Annotated in this window: 12 protein-coding genes and 5 tRNA genes; 7 read left to right on the top strand and 10 right to left on the bottom strand. The window is 39.5% G+C overall.

All coding sequences use genetic code 11. The features are described from left to right. Positions 1-7 precede the first annotated feature (7 nt). The 8 genes from HRT55_RS04700 to HRT55_RS04665 form a co-directional block, all read right to left on the bottom strand. Positions 8-84 (bottom strand) — tRNA-Trp (locus HRT55_RS04700). A gap of 315 nt (positions 85-399) precedes the next feature. Continuing rightward, positions 400-1,587 carry an elongation factor Tu gene (gene tuf / locus HRT55_RS04695; protein WP_291619284.1) on the bottom strand — a complete coding sequence of 396 codons (1,188 nt, stop codon included), beginning with the start codon at positions 1,585-1,587 and terminating at the stop codon, positions 400-402. A gap of 76 nt (positions 1,588-1,663) precedes the next feature. Next, positions 1,664-1,739: transfer RNA gene (locus HRT55_RS04690), tRNA-Thr, on the bottom strand. A gap of 16 nt (positions 1,740-1,755) precedes the next feature. Next, a tRNA-Gly gene (locus HRT55_RS04685) sits at positions 1,756-1,830 on the bottom strand. A 75-nt stretch (positions 1,831-1,905) separates the two neighbouring features. Beyond that, a tRNA-Tyr gene (locus HRT55_RS04680) sits at positions 1,906-1,990 on the bottom strand. Between the two features lie 61 nt (positions 1,991-2,051). After that, positions 2,052-2,127: transfer RNA gene (locus tag HRT55_RS04675), tRNA-Thr, on the bottom strand. 324 nt (positions 2,128-2,451) lie between these two features. After that, entirely contained in the window at positions 2,452-3,135 is a 684-nt protein-coding gene (locus HRT55_RS04670; protein WP_291619282.1) for a DUF2726 domain-containing protein, read from the bottom strand. A gap of 472 nt (positions 3,136-3,607) precedes the next feature. After that, entirely contained in the window at positions 3,608-4,252 is a 645-nt protein-coding gene (locus HRT55_RS04665; RefSeq protein ID WP_291610358.1) for a dUTP diphosphatase, read from the bottom strand. A 174-nt stretch (positions 4,253-4,426) separates the two neighbouring features. Between HRT55_RS04665 and HRT55_RS04660 the strand changes: the two genes are divergently transcribed. Then, positions 4,427-5,308, top strand: coding sequence for a GGDEF domain-containing protein (locus HRT55_RS04660; RefSeq protein WP_291619280.1), 882 nt, complete (start codon positions 4,427-4,429; stop codon positions 5,306-5,308). 75 nt (positions 5,309-5,383) lie between these two features. Here HRT55_RS04660 and HRT55_RS04655 read toward each other — a convergent pair whose 3' ends face one another. Next, positions 5,384-6,406 (bottom strand): GlxA family transcriptional regulator, encoded by a 1,023-nt coding sequence (locus HRT55_RS04655; protein WP_291619278.1) that lies wholly within the window; start codon positions 6,404-6,406, stop codon positions 5,384-5,386. 149 nt (positions 6,407-6,555) lie between these two features. On the opposite strand from HRT55_RS04655, the gene HRT55_RS04650 reads away from it, so the two are divergent. The 4 genes from HRT55_RS04650 to HRT55_RS04635 all read left to right on the top strand — a co-directional run bounded on the left by HRT55_RS04650 (position 6,556) and on the right by HRT55_RS04635 (position 15,104). Beyond that, positions 6,556-8,451 carry a beta-ketoacyl synthase gene (locus HRT55_RS04650; RefSeq protein ID WP_291619277.1) on the top strand — a complete coding sequence of 632 codons (1,896 nt, stop codon included), beginning with the start codon at positions 6,556-6,558 and terminating at the stop codon, positions 8,449-8,451. Between the two features lie 165 nt (positions 8,452-8,616). Continuing rightward, on the top strand, positions 8,617-9,489 hold the full coding sequence (locus HRT55_RS04645) for a DMT family transporter (RefSeq protein WP_291619276.1): 873 nt from the start codon (positions 8,617-8,619) through the stop codon (positions 9,487-9,489). Positions 9,490-10,047: 558 nt separating this feature from the next. Beyond that, positions 10,048-12,999: a TonB-dependent receptor gene (locus HRT55_RS04640; RefSeq protein WP_291619275.1), complete on the top strand. Its 2,952-nt coding sequence runs from the start codon at positions 10,048-10,050 to the stop codon at positions 12,997-12,999. 161 nt (positions 13,000-13,160) lie between these two features. Beyond that, a complete protein-coding gene (locus HRT55_RS04635; RefSeq protein WP_291619273.1) occupies positions 13,161-15,104 on the top strand; it encodes a DNA topoisomerase III in 1,944 nt (647 codons plus the stop codon). Positions 15,105-15,148: 44 nt separating this feature from the next. On the opposite strand, the gene HRT55_RS04630 is transcribed toward HRT55_RS04635, so the two are convergent. Beyond that, on the bottom strand, positions 15,149-15,571 hold the full coding sequence (locus tag HRT55_RS04630; RefSeq protein WP_291619271.1) for an SRPBCC family protein: 423 nt from the start codon (positions 15,569-15,571) through the stop codon (positions 15,149-15,151). A 200-nt stretch (positions 15,572-15,771) separates the two neighbouring features. Between HRT55_RS04630 and HRT55_RS04625 the strand changes: the two genes are divergently transcribed. After that, positions 15,772-16,257, top strand: a complete 486-nt coding sequence (locus HRT55_RS04625) for a potassium channel family protein (protein ID WP_291619270.1) — start codon at positions 15,772-15,774, stop codon at positions 16,255-16,257. A 3-nt stretch (positions 16,258-16,260) separates the two neighbouring features. Then, entirely contained in the window at positions 16,261-17,451 is a 1,191-nt protein-coding gene (gene gltS, locus HRT55_RS04620) for a sodium/glutamate symporter (RefSeq protein WP_291619268.1), read from the top strand. Positions 17,452-17,488 lie beyond the last annotated feature (37 nt).

Genomic DNA, 17,488 nt, shown 5'->3' with positions numbered 1-17,488 from the left:
CTCAAAATGGCAGGGGTGGAGAGACTCGAACTCCCAACCATCGGTTTTGGAGACCGCTGTTCTACCAATTGGAACTACACCCCTACAGATCGCTTACTAAAACGATAGTTACACTCATCGGGTGAATCTTAGTTTTTTGGGAATTAAGAGATACTCGAGAAGTGAGGCGTCATTATACTCAGCCCAGTGTTTTACTCAAGAAGTATTTGATGTATTGACTAAGATAAGACATTTCTTTGACGTAATTACTGTGTTCAATGACAACAAGAGACATAAAATTTGAGCGAGTATGCTATCGCAGTATTATTTATCAAAAAACAGGCACAAAAAAGGCCGCGTTAGCGACCTTCTTAATTTATAGCACTTGCTTGTTATTCAACGAATAACAGCAAATAAATGCTACTTGTCTAGGATTGTAGAAACAACACCAGCACCAACAGTACGACCACCTTCACGGATAGCGAAGCGTAAACCTTCGTCCATCGCTACTGGGTTGATTAGCTCAACAACAAACTTAAGGTTGTCACCAGGCATAACCATTTCAACACCTTCAGGAAGCTCTACTGAACCAGTGATATCCGTTGTACGGAAGTAAAACTGTGGACGGTAACCTTTGAAGAATGGAGTATGACGACCACCTTCATCTTTGCTTAAGATGTAAACTTCTGATTCGAACTTAGTATGAGGTAAGATTGAACCTGGAGCACAAAGTACTTGACCACGTTCAACGTCTTCACGTTTAAGACCACGAAGAAGAATACCACAGTTCTCGCCAGCACGACCTTCGTCAAGAAGCTTACGGAACATTTCAACACCAGTACAAGTTGATTTTTGTGTATCACGGATACCAACAACTTCTACTTCTTCACCAACTTTGATGATACCAGATTCAACACGACCTGTTACAACAGTACCACGGCCTGAGATAGAGAATACATCTTCGATAGGCATGATGAATGCACCGTCGATTGCACGCTCTGGCTCTGGAATATAAGTATCTAACTGGTTAGCTAGTTCAAGAACTTTCTCTTCCCATTTTTCTTCGCCGTTCAATGCACCAAGTGCTGAACCTTGAATTACTGGTAAATCATCACCTGGGAAATCATATTCGCTAAGAAGTTCACGAACTTCCATTTCTACTAATTCTAATAATTCTTCGTCATCTACCATGTCACATTTGTTCATGAACACGATGATGTAAGGAACACCAACTTGACGAGATAATAAGATGTGCTCACGTGTTTGTGGCATAGGACCATCTGTAGCAGCAACTACTAAGATAGCTCCATCCATTTGTGCAGCACCAGTGATCATGTTTTTGATGTAATCAGCATGGCCTGGGCAATCTACGTGTGCGTAGTGACGTACTTCAGTATCATATTCGATGTGAGAAGTATTGATAGTAATACCACGCTCACGCTCTTCAGGAGCATTATCGATTTGTGCGAAATCTTTAACTTCACCACCGAATTTTTTAGTTAATACCGCAGAGATAGCGGCTGTTAATGTTGTTTTACCGTGATCAACGTGACCGATAGTACCAACGTTTACATGTGGTTTCGTACGTTCAAATTTTTCTTTAGCCATTTTAAAATACCTCTGGGTATAGAATTAAGTTTAATTTTATAATATTTGAAATATCTGGATAGAATTATCTAAGGAATGGTGCTGATAGGCAGATTCGAACTGCCGACCTCACCCTTACCAAGGGTGCGCTCTACCAACTGAGCCATATCAGCGTACATATACAAAGATTGGAGCGGGTGGCGGGAATCGAACCCGCTTCATCAGCTTGGAAGGCTGAGGTAATAGCCAGTATACGACACCCGCTTACTCTATCAGATTATCTCTGTTTTTTGACTTACCCTCATGTTGAATAAATCGCAACAAGCGTAAATCGAAATATGGTGGAGGGAGGTGGATTCGAACCACCGAAGGCTGAGCCGTCAGATTTACAGTCTGATCCCTTTGGCCACTCGGGAACCCCTCCACTTAAAGCCATACCTTTTACCAAGGTACCTTATTAATAACATTGTCTTAATAAGTATTAATGGTGCCGACTGCCGGAATCGAACTGGCGACCTACTGATTACAAGTCAGTTGCTCTACCAACTGAGCTAAGTCGGCACTACATTAAGTGGTGCGAATTCTAGTGTAATGTTTTGCCCCTTGCAATAGCTAAATTGAAATATTTTGCACTTTTTAGCTGTTTATTGTTTGTTTGCTGATTTTTTATTCAAGGTATGGTTACTTTAACCGCTTAGCTGCATATTAGTGCTGGTAAAAGTAAAAAATCCGCCATTATATTATCTAAAGATATAATGGCGGATTTATTGTTTTATTGTACTTTTCGCAGTTAAGCTATTTTAAGGCCCATTCTTCACTCTATTATTTGCACTTTATAGTAGTGCTGTTCTCTAATAAAAAATGTCTAACTAGAAATGCAAAAGCTTAATGTGATAATGAAGCGGCGGGCATAGACCCTAATTGTCCGGCAGACATTCGTGGTAACACTGGCGATTGTTGCTCAACTTGTGCTCTAGCTGCTGCTGCAGTTAATGCGCCAGCTGGCTTATTTCTCGCTCTAACCATAGGTGCAGGAATAATACGGCCTTTTATTTTTGGCTGCGGGGCAAAGTTAGCAGCGGATTTACCCAGTAATCGGGTATGAATACATGTTCTTATTTCTTCTAAGGTGTAATTCGCTTTTACTTTAATACGCAGATGCGGAATTGAAGCTGCTTCTAAACTGCCACTAACAAACCAATCTTTTTTGATTTTATAACCTTTACCTTGCGTATCAACTAGATCAATAGCACCAAGTAACTTCATGCTACTGCGGTCACAAATAACAAAATCTAAGTACTTTGTTTCGGCACTTTTAGCGGCACTTTGACTAGCGCGACTTGAAACACCATTACGAATAGTCACTACATCACTTAATCTTACCCGATTTAGCACACGATATTTTGTCCCTAGTGCTTGTTCAACTAAGTTTTGGAAGTTTTTTTCTGCTGGTGTAAAAATGGCTTTTTTACTATCAAAAGGAAATGGGAAACTATTATCGTTTAAACGACTCGCTAACACGGCAACAATTACCACTAAGGTAATCAAGGTAAATAATATCAGTTCCATATACTTCTCCTATTACCAATCGCACTCATTATTTAATCATCTTCAAATGGTCTAAATCTACACTTTCTGCGTTGCAGTCAATCGCAATAGCCTGCTATTACTCAATCCCGTGCCTTGAACTTGAAAATTTATTCTCATTGAATGTTGTTTATCTAACGAATTTGACTGGTATGATTCAAATTCTTGACGCTTTTCCCTTTTCAGAGAATAAACGCACTACTTTCTTAGGATTAAGCAGAATGTGTGCCAAAGATGATTATGTATTAAGGTGATTTTCAGAGGAGGTTTGCTTGCGAAGGTGTTTACGACTTTACTGGCAACTATTACCAAGCTTTAAATTTATTTTTTTATAGATTACTTAGTTAAGAGTTAGGTGCAGTGACAAAATACTGCACCTCTCTTTTTTACTACTCATATAGCTACTATATATAGTAGTACTTATATATAGTAGCTAATTAGCTTAACTCTTAATTTAAGCTGGGTATTTTTCTTCTAGCGCTTTATACAATTGCTGTTGAAAATCTTCCGCACCTGCATCTAAAGTACTAACGAGTTTAGCTAATACTTCATTGTCTTCTTCGCCATGCCACTCTTTTATATAACTGCCATCTTTATAGCCATGATCTTGACGGAAGAAATTTAATGTATTCTTGCCAACGTATTGACGGAATAACTCATCAAGGTCCATATTCATTAACGACATACAATCAGCTAGGGCTTTAGCATCAAAATCTTTAGCTGTAACAGCTGCCGACGCCAAGTTTTCTAGTGCTATTTTAAAGTCACTTTCTGCCGTACCTTGGTGTAATTCTTTCGCTAGTTCATTAGCAATAAGCGCTGGGCTATCGTTGGACATTAAGCGTAAGCTCAAACCAAAGTGAAATATGTCGACAAGCTCTAATTGCACTTGAGCGATATCAATTTCTTGGTGTTTCCACCACTTCCAACCATGATGATCTAACATCTCTGCACATTCCACCCATATGGCACGATACCACTCATAACCATTTTCACGCCAGGTATCACTAACACGACTGTTCATCGCATCTTGCATGATTAGCATTTGGCTAATTTGTTTCTCGGCTTTAGAGAGTGCGGTTGATAGTTGTTCGCTCATGTATTTCTCAAATAATAAATGTTAGAGCTATTTTGCCGTAGCTGAAAGCTAGTGACAAGCATTTGCTGTTTTTTTGCGTAAAGAGTCATTTTATGGGTATATTAGTTGCATGTTCGTTTTTTAACCATTTATTAGTTCGTGATATCAATCTGCGAGAATAAACTAGGGGTATTTATGGAACATTTAGAAAATAGTAACTTACTACTTAGCTCTGTTATTAATTTAATCGATGATTTAATTTTTTATAAAGATGAGAACTTCAAATACCTTGGCTGCAATAGTGCCTTCCTTACCTTTATTAATAAATCACCAGCAGAACTTATCGGCAAGGATGACTTTGAAATATTCGATCATGAATTAGCCTGTCTATTTCGGCATAACGATGAACTGATGTTAGCCGAAGGCAACATCAGAACTAATGAAGAATGGGTCACCTATCCCGATGGCAGTAAGGTATACCTGTTAACAAAAAAAATCCCTTTTGTTTATAACCACGTAAGTACTGGCATTCTTGGTATAAGCAGAGACATCACCTCGTTAGAAAAGGCAAAACAACAATTAAAAGCACAAACCTTAATCGATGAACTCACTAACATTAAAAATAGAAAAGCATACAACTTAAAGATAACAGCACTGCTTGCTGTTTTTGAGCGCTATCAAACGCCCTTTTCTATCATAAGCATTGATATCGATGATTTTAAAAAGATTAATGACAATCATGGCCATGATATTGGCGATAAAGTTTTACAAGGCTTCAGTGCGCTTATTGAAGCTCATATTCGACAAACTGATCACCTTTTCAGAGTTGGTGGTGAAGAGTTTATAATTCTATCTGAATCAAAAAACAAAATTGATACCATAAAGCTAGCGGAGAAGCTTCGTATTACTGTCGCTAATAAAACGTTAATGTCAGATATTAACATCACCATTAGCTTAGGTATTTGTGAAGTAATAAAAGGTGACTGTGCAAACTCTATCGCTAAACGGGTTGATACTTTACTTTATCAAGCGAAATCAAGTGGCAAGAATAGAGTTATTCATAATTCTGTAGCGTAAGTGCATCGATTATTCTAAGTAACCTGAATTCAGGTCAGATTAGATTTGATATATCATGGTTCATCTTCTATGCCGCTAACTGAAAAGCTTTTTCCTTACCATGGCACGATAAGCTTTTGGCGTTAACGTTAAGTGCTGTTTAAACAAGCGTGTTAAGTGCCCTTGATCTTGGTAGCCGACCTGATCTGCTATTTCTTGAATGGTTAAGTTACTTGAGGCCAGTAATTCTTTGGCGGTTTCTATGCGTAATTGCTGCCAATATTGGGTTGCCCGTACCCCCGTTGCCGCTTTGAACCGACGGGTAAATGAGCGTTGGCTCATACCAAATTGCTCGGTAATTTCAGTCAGCGATAATTCAGTATTTAAATGGGTGCGTAACCAAAATTGAATTTCAGCAATCAATTCATCGGCGTGCCTATCACCAGAACCTTCTAAATAACGTTGTTCTTCATAGGGCTTGCGTATTTCATGAGAGAAGTTTCGCTCAACATTTTGTGCCGCCGCTTTGCCATAATGCTGAGCAATTAAATGCACAATAATATCAGCCAAAGCATTTAAGCTAGCAGCACAATAAATACGTTCTGATTGAGTAATAAAAAAATCTGGCTTTAAGTCTACTTTTGGATAATCACGTTTAAATTGCTCAACATAATGCCAATGAGTGGTCGCTGAATGATTATCTAACAAGCCCGATTCTGCCAAAAAACACACCCCGGTACCTACACCAATTAACGTACTACCCTGCTGCCAGCAACGTTTTAACCAAGTAATAAGTTTTTGATGACTTTTAAGCACAGGCCTAGGATTACGCCATAAACTCGGCACAATAATGATATCGGCAGGTGTTGTGTTAGCAATAGATTCCTCATCAAGGGTGATATCGGCAATCATAGTAATACCCGCACGTGACTTTATTTGTGTCGACGACTCACTTAAAAACTGGGTATTAAGCTTTAATGCCGATTTGTCATAACGTCTGGCAAAGGCCTCACCAGCCATTAACATTTCAACAGGTAAAGTAACTCCTGTCGCCAAAACGTGTGGGTAAATGACTAAGTTGACCATTAGATTGTTTGTTTTAATGTATTGATCAGTCATCAGCTTCTCCTACCAGCACCATTTGGCCATTATCACACAATATAAGGCCACTTTGGCTTATTATTATTTTTAATAGTCATTAGAATAGCTAATATATTACGCATTATTACCATTTTGCATTTACTCAAATTCTTTAAGTGGGTTATTACATGGCACGTTTACCTTTAATTATTGGCATGGGCGGCATTAATGCCGCAGGACGCACCTCTTTTCATCAAGGCTTCCGTCGTATCGTAATCGACAAGTTAAATGCCCAAGCACGCCAAGAAACGTTTGTTGGCTTAGCTAGCTTGATGAATATAGTCACCAATCAGCAAGGCGCTTTAGTTGATGCTGAGGGTAATACGGTCGAACCAGCTGAGATAGAAGCCAAATTCGGTCAACAAATCCTTGACGGTACCTTAATTCGTAAAATTGAGAAAAATCACTTTGATCCTGATGCGACGCATTGGCATCAAAAGATGAATATTAGCCCTACTGATAAATATATAACCTTTGAGTTACGCACGAAAGAGCTACCTAAACCTTTGCCAAGCTCATGGTTAGTGACTGATTTAGGCGAGAACAGAGTGTCGGTTAAGATACCTGAACAATTAACCATTACCCATGATTCATATCGTGATAACCCTATTAAAGCCGCGGGACAGTTTCCAACCGGCTTTGACCCGGCAAAACTTTATAAAAGCCGTTATCAACCACGTGGTTTACAAGCGACTATTTTCGCTGCTACCGATGCTATTCGCTCAACGGGCCTTGAATGGGATGCTATTTTAGATAAAATTAGTCCTGATGAAGTAGGTGCTTATTCAGCCTCGATCGCCGGCCAACTAAACGATGAAGGCTTGGGTGGTTTGATTAAAAGTCGGTTAACAGGCTCTCGAGTCAGTACTAAACAATTAGCCCTCGGCTTAAATACCATGTCTACCGATTTTATTAATGCCTATGTTATTGGTAATGTCGGTACCACATTTACCAGCTCTGGTGCTTGTGCAACATTTTTGTATAACTTACGTGCTGCTGTTCATGACATGGCTGCTGGCCGCATCCGTGTCGCTATTGTCGGTAGTAGTGAAGCAGCGATCACGCCAGAAGTGATTGAAGGCTTTGGCAATATGAGCGCACTAGCCAACGAAGAAGGCTTAAAAAGACTAGACGGTACCGACAGCGCAGATCATCGTCGTACCAGTCGTCCTTTTGGCAAAAATTGTGGTTTTACTATGGGTGAAGGCGCACAGTTTGTCGTCTTGATGGATGATGCCCTTGCCCTAGAAATGGGCGCAAAAGTACTCGCTTCAGTTGCCGATGTATTTATCAATGCCGATGGCTATAAAAAATCTATCACGGCGCCAGGTCCTGGTAACTATATAACCATGGCAAAATCTGTTGCTTTAGCTGAGCAAGTATTGGGTAAAGAAGCACTACAAGAGCGTAGTTTTATTCTGGCGCACGGCTCAAGTACGCCACAAAATCGCGTTACTGAGTCTTTGATTTATCATAAAATTGCTGAATGCTTTAATATCGAAAACTGGCCAGTAGCTGCGCCAAAAGCTTATGTTGGCCATACGCTAGGTCCTGCTAGTGGCGATCAAATGGCCATGGCATTAGGTATTTTTAGTGAAAATATTATGCCTGGCATTACCACCATCGATAAAGTTGCTGATGATGTTTATGATCAGCACCTTAATATCGCCACTGAGCATTGGCATTGTCATGACATGGACATCGCTTTTATCAACTCAAAAGGCTTTGGCGGTAATAATGCCACAGCAACGGTATTTTCGCCAAAAGTGAGCTTAGCCATGATGGAAAAACGCTATGGCAGTGAAGCTATGCAAGAGTATCAACAAAAACTCGTGGCAGTAGAGCAAGCTCAACAAATTTATCGTGATAACGCCAACAAAGGTCAATTTGATTTGATTTATAAATTTGGTGAAGGCATGGTCAATGAGGCTGATATTGAATTAACCACTGAGAGTTTAAAGTTCGCTGAATTCAAGAACGGTATTGCCCTGCCAACTAAAAACCCTTTTGATGATATGGTTTAATAGTCAGCTGCATAACTTTAACCCGAGTTAAGGTTAATTATTAAGGTGTTATCTTGCCAATTTACTAAGCTGGCACCTTAATTTTATTGTTAACTATTGATTAAGAACTAGAGAGCCGAATCACTTACCTCACCATCGTTGCCAATACATAGACTAGGAACATATATGACTCGCTTTAAAATAATCCTAATCACTTTTCTATCGCTATTGGCCTTTGCTGCTAATTCACTGATTACGCGTTTTGCCTTAGAACAAACCACCATAGATGAAGCCAGTTTCATAATGCTGAGAGTGGTTTCTGGCGCACTATTCTTATGGCTATTTGTCACGCTAAAAAAACATAAAGCGCCCTTGCAGTCGGGCAGTTGGCTCGCTGCTATTGCCCTCTTTATTTATGCGGTTAGCTTTACTTATGGTTACGGCTTAATCGCCGCTGGTACAGGCGCGTTATTGCTGTTTGGCTCAGTGCAAGTAACCATGACAGTTGTTGGCTACCGTGAAGGAGAGCGCCTGAATAGCGTACAATTAATCGGCTTTGTGTTAGCGCTTTTTGGCTTAGTGATATTAATGTTACCCGGTATAAGCGCACCTTCATTGACTGGCGCATTATTGATGTGTATTTCAGGTGTTGCTTGGGGTATATATACGCTACAAGGTAGAGGTACAAGTAACCCCGCCGCCTCTACTGCAGGCAACTTTATCAAAGCAGCCCCAATGGCGATACTGTTATGGTTTATCGTTAGCTTATCAACAAACAACACCATTAATTTAGCCAGCGATGGTGTTTTCTGCGCATTACTATCAGGTATTGTCACTTCTGCCATAGGTTACATTATTTGGTACAGTGTCCTACCTGAACTCAAGGCCACTCAAGCCGCCATCATTCAATTAAGTGTGCCTTTATTAGTAACTTTAGCAGGGGCGATATTGCTTAATGAAGTTATTACCCTACGCGTAGTACTTGCTTCATTTACTATTTTATTCGGCACTATTTTGGTGCTAACTTACAAGAAAAGTAAGCCCAACGTTGCCAAATAGTAACGCTTTTTTCAAAAAAACGTAAAGAACCACAAGAAAAAATCTCTCTAATCCTCACAGCTATTTAAGTGAATTATTACTCATTTTTACTAACACCAGCTAGAAAAACTTCTCATTATCCCTCTATGAATAAACGGTTATGAAAGACACTCAGAAAACAAAATATACGTTATATTCCTGCATTAAATTTCTAAATCACTTATCAACCCAGCATTATATTCGAATTAATTCTAAGCTAAGAGTATTTTATTCTTACGGTCATTTACTTGTTTAGCCTTTCTTTTCTCCTTTGCCTCAGCGAGCATTTTTGCTGCATTTGCGTTAATCCCAGGTAACTTTTCAGATTGATCTTGTTGCAATTTGTATCATCTTGCAATCAAATAATTGTAGATAATATACAATATAACGTATATAACTGTGATTGTACTTCTGTGTTATTCGCTTAAGAAACACCTACTGCTGACAAGTAAAAAGTACAAGGGGAGTTAAGTCAGGTTAAGGGATAAAACAAAAACAACATAAAAAACAATAAGATGAAACTAAAACAGGTATAACATAATGATTAAATCAAGCTTGAAGGCACGTAGATCACTCGCTGCCATTGCCGTAGGTACAGCATTAATGCTGACAATGCCAACTGCTTTGGCTGCAACAGATGGTAGAGGTACTTTAAAAGGTCATGTTGAAACAACACAAGGCCAAGACATGAGTAACGTAAAAGTTACTATTAAACATGAAGGTAAAGGTATTGTAAGAACTGTAAATACCAAGTCAAATGGTAGCTTTTCATTAAAAGGCCTACCAATTGGTAAGTATACTGTAACTGTAACAAAAGAAGGTTTTGGTACAGTAAGTGAACAGCATGTAGATATCACTGTTGGTGGTTTAGTATTTGATGCTACCTTAATTGAAGAAGGTTCAGTTGAACGTATCGAAGTTAGCGGTGCACGAATTAGTGTAGTAGATACATCTACAACCCAAACATCTCAAGTTATATCAACAGAACGGTTAAATTTATTACCTGTAGAGCTTAATTCTGCAGCTATTGCAATGCTAGCTCCAGGTGTAGTTGGTGGTGACAGTGCATTCGGCGGTGTAGCAATTGGTGGTTCATCAGTAGCTGAGAATGGTTACATGCTTAATGGCTTGAACATTACCGATGTACGTAAAGGTATGGGCGACATTGAATTACCATGGGAAGCTATTCAACAAACTGAAGTTATTACCGGTGGCGTATCTCCAGAATACGGTCGATTCATTGGTGGTGTTGTTAACTTAGCATCAAAATCTGGTGATAACGATTGGCATTTTGGCGGTAAAGTAGAAATTGATCCAGATGCGTTACGTGAACCTTACCCATACTATAATAATGATTTAACTTTAGTAAAAGACGACACAAATAGTTTTGATGAACAAGAAGTAAATTTATGGGCTAGTGGTGCAATTATTGAAGACACTTTATTCTTCTATGGCTTATATAACCCATATCGTGCAGAAGGCACAGGTAACGGTGACACCAGTTATAACGAGAATGAAGCTGAACGCGACATGTGGTTTACCAAATTAGATTGGGAAATCAGTGAAGATCACTCGATCAGCGCTATGGCATTTGACAACAGTACAACTTATACAAATAAACAATGGCGTAAAACTGATGGTGAGTATGATCCAAGTTCAGCACCTGGCGTAACTAAAGGCAAAGAGGGTGGTTTAGTTTGGAATGTTCAGTACACTGGTTACCTTACTGAAGATCTATCTATGTCAGCAATGTATGGCTCTGTAACGAATGAAACAGGTGTACCATCTGGAACTCCTGACATGTCAACTTATGAAGATTACCGCAGTGGCTTTTATGAGCCATTAGGCGATTGGGTAGGATACGGTGATTCTTCTACTAAAGATGTACGTACTGTTTATCGTATAGATTTTGATTACGTTATTGGTGATCATACCTTACGCTTTGGTTACGATCATGAAACACTTGAAATTTCAGACTTCTATACTCCTCATGGCGACGGTTGGTATGAATACCATACAGCTGGCGAAGATGGCGCAGCAGGCTTACCTATACTAGAAGGTGAAGATTATGCAGATTTGCGTAAGTGGGGTAAAGCCAGTGAAACTGAAAACCAATCAGATGCAATTTACATTACTGATACTTGGCAAGTTAATGATGCATTATCAGTTAATTTAGGTGTACGTGTTAGTAACTTCAGTAATACAACAGGTTCAGGCGAAAAATATGTTGATTTAAAAAATCAAGTAGCACCTCGTCTAGGTTTCTCATATGACCTTTTAGGTGACGGCGAAAGTAAGCTATATGGTTCAATTGGTCGTTACTTCCAACCTGTGTCGCCGAATACTAACGTACGTATGGCATCAGCTGCATATGATAATCACACTTACTATCGTTTAGATGGTGTTAATAGTGATGGTTCTCCACAACTAGGTGAGCAGCTTGGTTATGATGAAGTTGCTGATGGTGTAGTTCCTGATGCTGAACAATTATTTAATGACCAAGCTGAGTCTATGTACTCAGATGAAATTGTTCTAGGTTACGAGCAGCAAATTAATGAAGACTGGGCTGCCGGTGTTCGCTTGATTTCTCGTGAGTTAAAACAGTCTATTGAAGATGTTTCATTTAACTATGGTATGAATGCTTGGATCAAAGAAAACTACGCAAATGATCCAAATATGGAAGATTACTTAGTTGGCGGTTGGTTCCCAACACTAACTAACCCTGGCCGTGACGTTACTATGAACTATGATGTTGACGGTGATGGTATTAAAGAATCTGTAACTGTTGGCTCTGACATGCTAGGTTTTCCTGATGCCAAGCGTCAATACTATGCAGCAGAATTTAATTTCTCAGGTTATATTACTGAAGATTTCTTTATTGCAGGTTCATACACTTGGTCACATTCTTATGGTAACACTGAAGGTTTAGTTCGTTCAGATAATGGACAGGCCGATCCCGGCTGGACAACCTCTTTTGATTACCCTGAGCTAATGGATAATGGTTACGGAAACTTACCTAACGATAGACGTCATAACATTAAATCTTACGGTATTTATTCGGTTACTGAAGACTTTAGTATTGGTTATAACTTCTGGGTTAAATCAGGTAAACCTAAGAGTGCCTTTGGTGTACACCCTGAAGATCAAGGATACTGTCCAACGGCTATTGATATAGATGGTACTTGTTACGGTCGTGATTGGTATGGTGCAGCATCTTTCTATAATGATGGTGTAGCAACTGACCGTGGTTCTTTAGGTACTACTGAATGGGTTTATAATCTTGATTTAAACTTGACTTATAAAGTAGATATGGATGACTCTGGCTTATTAACTTTCAAAATGAATGTATTTAATGTATTCAACTTTGATGGTGTAGAAGGTGTAGATGAGCAATCTGAATTTGATAGTGGTACTAATAACCCTAGATTTGGTTATGCTAATGACTTCCAAAAACCACGTTATGTGAAACTATCCATGCGTTATGATTTTTAATTAACGTTATAGTTAATTGCTGAATAGAAACCGCTCATTTTGAGCGGTTTTTTTTACTCAATTTTTAGGGTTACATAAACACAAAAACAAAGCTGTACATAAAGACAGTGCGCGCATTATAATCAAAGTCATCACACCTTATCACCATCATTCAAATACCATTGAAACTCTACATTGCTGAAAAACCCAGTTTAGGTCGCGCTATTGCCGCGGCACTACCTAAGCCACATAGAAACTGTAAAACCCATATCGAACTAGGTAATGGCGATGTGGTCAGTTGGTGTATCGGTCATATATTGGCACAAGCAGACCCTGAAGATTATGATGTGACATTAAAAAAATGGCGTATGGAAAGTTTACCTATAGTGCCTGAGCAATGGCAGCTAAAACCTATAAGTCGTACTCGCTCACAGCTCACTGTTCTACGTAAATTAGTCAAACAAGCCGATGAAATTATTCACGCTGGTGATCCTGACCGAGAAGGTCAATTATTGGTCGATGAAGTGATTGATTACTTCAAATTATCAAAAAGAAAAAAATCGAACATTCAACGTTTACTGATTAGCGATTTAAACCTACCTGCCGTTAAACGCGCACTTAACTCACTAAAACCGAATAGTGACTTTATGCCTTTGTCTATTTCTGCCTTAGCTCGCTCTCGAGCTGATTGGCTTTATGGTATTAACCTTACTCGCGCTTATACCTTACAAGGACAAAAGACCGGTTATAACTCAGTGTTATCAGTGGGCCGCGTACAAACACCTTTATTAGGTTTAGTGGTCAGGCGTGAGCAAGAGATTGCCGCCTTTATTAGTAAACCTTTTTTTCAAGTACAAGCCCACATTGCTTTAGGGGAAAACGAAGCTGTTGCTTTTACCGCGAAATGGCAGCCCAGTGACAGCTGTAAGCCTTATTGTGATGAAGAAGGCAGAGTGTTAGTAAAAGGCTTAGCGGAAAATGTCGTTAAGCGTATTGATAACCAACCAGCAAAGGTTAGTGATCTTGAAAGTAAGGAAAAGCAACAAGCGGCGCCCTTACCTTTTAACTTGTCACAATTACAAATCAGCGCCGCTAAGAAATTTTCAATGAATGCCAAACTGGTACTTGATGTGTGTCAGGCCTTGTATGAAAGGCATAAGCTGATCACCTATCCGCGCTCCGATTGTCGTTATTTGCCCAAAGAACAGCTAAAGCAAGCAAGAGGTATTGTTAATACATTGGCACAATCATCTTTACCTTGTAATAAAGCAGCACAAGGGGCGAACACTGCTTTAGTGAGCAAAGCGTGGAACGATAAAAAAATAACTGCGCATCATGCCATTATTCCCACCGAAAAATCACCAGAAAATATCAACTTAAATACCTTTGAAAAAAACATATATTTGTTGATTGTCCGCCAGTATTTAGTGCAGTTTTATCCAGCCTATATTTACCAGCAAACCAAAGTTACCCTGCTAATCGCCGGTGGCCACTTTGTTAGCCAAGCAAAAATAGAGAAGCAACAAGGTTGGCAAGTACTTTTCCCGAAAAGTAAAAAAGCACCAGCTGAAAGTAGTGCCAATCCAGAGCAAGAGCAAACGCTACCACCGCTGACAAAAGGGCAACTATTACATTGCCAACAAGGTGAGTTGCTGGAGAAGCATACTTCACCACCACAGTCTTTTACGGATGCAACGTTGCTAGCGGCCATGACAGGCATCGCCCGATATGTCAGTGATGCTACTATTAAAAAGGTGCTCAAGGAAACTGATGGTTTAGGCACAGACGCTACTCGCGCCGGCATCATCGATTTACTGTTTAAACGGGGGTTTTTACTGCGCCAAGGCAAAGCTATCACAGCAACAGAAGTAGGCATTGCGTTAATCAACGCCCTTCCTGAAATGGCCACCCTGCCTGACATGACAGCGCAGTGGGAAGCAACACTCACCGCCATTAGTGAGAAAACTGCTAGCTACCAAAGCTTTATGCAACCACTAACAAATATAGTCACAGAGATGGTTTATGGCGCTAGTCGACAATCATTTTCTGGTTTACCTAAGATCGCTTTTAAAGCGAAAGGTGGTAAAAGAAAATTTGCCAAGAAGCCAACAAAAAAGGCAAGCTAGTAGCTTGCCTTCATATCACCTAATTAAAGCGTAATTAATATAGGCTAGCTCAAGCTCTTTTTTAATGCGCCAAGTAATGCAGTATAAATAGGATCACAAAATTCAGTGACTTCGCGGTCATTAGCAGAAGTAAAACTAGAGCTCCATTCAACCAGAGTACCAGTGCTACTTGCTGATAATTTCACCACGCCAAGGTAATCACTTACTGCAGACTTTGCAATTGGGCCAGGGCCATCATCAATAGAATAAGAAAAAGTATAAGCTTTGGCGTCTAGTGAGATTAAGGTTTCATGAATGGCGTCATTTAGCATTCTTTTAGCGCCTAATTCAGTGCCACTCACCTGACCCACTTTAACTAAAGAAGTGATCACTCCTTCTGCCCATGACATATCGTGGAAATTTGCCATTGTTTGCCATACCGTTGCAATTGGCGCTGCGATATCAATGTTGTTATAACACTTGCCCATAAATAACCCCTGTTCATCATACATAAATGTTAGTTAAGTTTATGCCAACACAGCAAAATTGCCAGATAGTGACAAGCTGAATGTAGAGAGTGTCATATATGTATAAGCTAAGTGATGACAATCCCTTAGCTTATACTTCTCTATCGTCTCCGATTGTAATATCATCGAAAATATTCTAAGTAAATTGCATAGAGATCAAGATGATTATTCTACAAAGCGCCATGGAAAAAAGTAACTTATATAAAGTTGATGAGTTTGGCGTAAAAAACTATAACTACGGGGCATTAGGGCTGTTATCTGTGGTCTTATTCGCTCTTATCAATATGAGCTTGGGTTATGTTGCCTTTGTGGCAGAAACAGCGGTAGAAGGCTCGCCAGTAAAAAACTATGCTGATGCTTTTTGGCTAATGTTAATGTCTTCAACCACCATTGGCTTTGGTGATGTTTACCCAATAACATTAGTTGGCAGAATTGCAGTATTTATTATGTTTCTTTTAGGTGTTGGTATATTAGGTGGCGTAGGTGCGGTCTTTGCGAATAAAATATTTGGCTTTGCTGATACCAATATCAAAAACCGAGAATTAAGAAAACAAAACGAAAAGATTTTGCAGCAAAATGAAAAAATTTATCAGAAACTTACCGTTTTAGAAGACAAGTTAGAAGCGTTTAATAAAGAGGTAAAATAGCACATGGAACTTGATGCAAGACAGACCCTGATTCTAGCGGTATTGGTGTTATTTTTAGGCCGGTTTTTAACCAAAAAAGTCTCTTTCTTGCAAAAGTACAATATTCCCGAGCCTGTCACTGGCGGTATTGTTGCCTCCATTTTCTTTAGCGCCATTTATTTTACCTTTGACCGAAGTGTTGATTTTTCCTTAGATCAACGTGATCAATTACTGATTGTCTTTTTTACCTGTGTTGGCTTATCTGCCAAGTTCTCTACCTTACTGCAAGGAGGCAAGGCACTGATAACGCTGCTCATCCTAGCCGTTTGTTACTTGTTTCTGCAAAACTTTACCGGTATTGCCGTTACGTTAGTAACTGATTTAGCTCCTCCTGTAGGTGTACTAGGCAGCTCAGTTTCTCTTAGTGGTGGTCACGGTACTGCTATTGCTTGGGCGCCAACTTTTGTCAGTGATTTTGGCATTGAAAACGCCATGGAAATTGGTATTGCCTGTGCAACATTTGGCTTAGTTTTAGGGGGCCTTTGTGGCGGGCCAATTGCTAGCTATTTAATAAAGCGCCATAACTTAAGCTCCGATTGCCAAGAGAATCTGTCTGTAGGTGTTAATGATGAGCAAGAAAAAATCACCGTACATAGTATTTATACTGTGTTATTGGTGCTGTGTATTGCCATTGGTATAGGTATACATCTACACCAAGTTATTGATAGTTTTGGTATCAAGCTGCCTATTTTTGTACCTTGCTTATTTGGCGGAATTATTCTGACGAATACAGTGCCACTTATTTGGAAAAAATTCCCTTGGCCATCAGGTACACCAACATTGGCATTAATTTCAGATTTCTGCTTAGGGTTATTTTTAGCGATGTCTTTGATGAGTTTGCAACTATGGACTCTTATAGACCTTGCCCTGCCAATTTTATTACTGCTGGGTGCGCAAGTGATTATGGTGTTAGGTTTTTCTATTTTTGTAATCTTTAGAGCACTTGGCAAAAATTATGATGCGGCTATTATGGCTTCTGGCTATGCCGGCTTAGCCCTTGGAGCAACGCCCACCGCGATTGCCAATATGACCGCAGTTACCAAAAAATATGGCCCGTCACCACAGGCATTTATTGTTGTACCACTAATTGGCGCCTTCTTTATTGATATTTCCAATGCATTTATTATCCAACTTTTTCTTGGCTGGCTTAGCTAACTATGCGATTACACCTTCTACTACATCCGTTACTAAA

This window comes from Colwellia sp. (genome assembly GCF_013214175.1).
Classification (GTDB): domain Bacteria; phylum Pseudomonadota; class Gammaproteobacteria; order Enterobacterales; family Alteromonadaceae; genus Colwellia.
This window is presented reverse-complemented; position numbering and strand designations above follow the sequence as displayed.

Coding starts and splice junctions, on each gene's coding strand:
- tuf (WP_291619284.1), bottom strand. CDS start 1,587: ATGGCTAAAGAAAAATTTGAACGTACGAAACCACATGTAAACGTTGGT.
- HRT55_RS04670 (WP_291619282.1), bottom strand. CDS start 3,135: ATGGAACTGATATTATTTACCTTGATTACCTTAGTGGTAATTGTTGCC.
- HRT55_RS04665 (WP_291610358.1), bottom strand. CDS start 4,252: ATGAGCGAACAACTATCAACCGCACTCTCTAAAGCCGAGAAACAAATT.
- HRT55_RS04660 (WP_291619280.1), top strand. CDS start 4,427: ATGGAACATTTAGAAAATAGTAACTTACTACTTAGCTCTGTTATTAAT.
- HRT55_RS04655 (WP_291619278.1), bottom strand. CDS start 6,406: ATGACTGATCAATACATTAAAACAAACAATCTAATGGTCAACTTAGTC.
- HRT55_RS04650 (WP_291619277.1), top strand. CDS start 6,556: ATGGCACGTTTACCTTTAATTATTGGCATGGGCGGCATTAATGCCGCA.
- HRT55_RS04645 (WP_291619276.1), top strand. CDS start 8,617: ATGACTCGCTTTAAAATAATCCTAATCACTTTTCTATCGCTATTGGCC.
- HRT55_RS04640 (WP_291619275.1), top strand. CDS start 10,048: ATGATTAAATCAAGCTTGAAGGCACGTAGATCACTCGCTGCCATTGCC.
- HRT55_RS04630 (WP_291619271.1), bottom strand. CDS start 15,571: ATGGGCAAGTGTTATAACAACATTGATATCGCAGCGCCAATTGCAACG.
- HRT55_RS04625 (WP_291619270.1), top strand. CDS start 15,772: ATGATTATTCTACAAAGCGCCATGGAAAAAAGTAACTTATATAAAGTT.
- gltS (WP_291619268.1), top strand. CDS start 16,261: ATGGAACTTGATGCAAGACAGACCCTGATTCTAGCGGTATTGGTGTTA.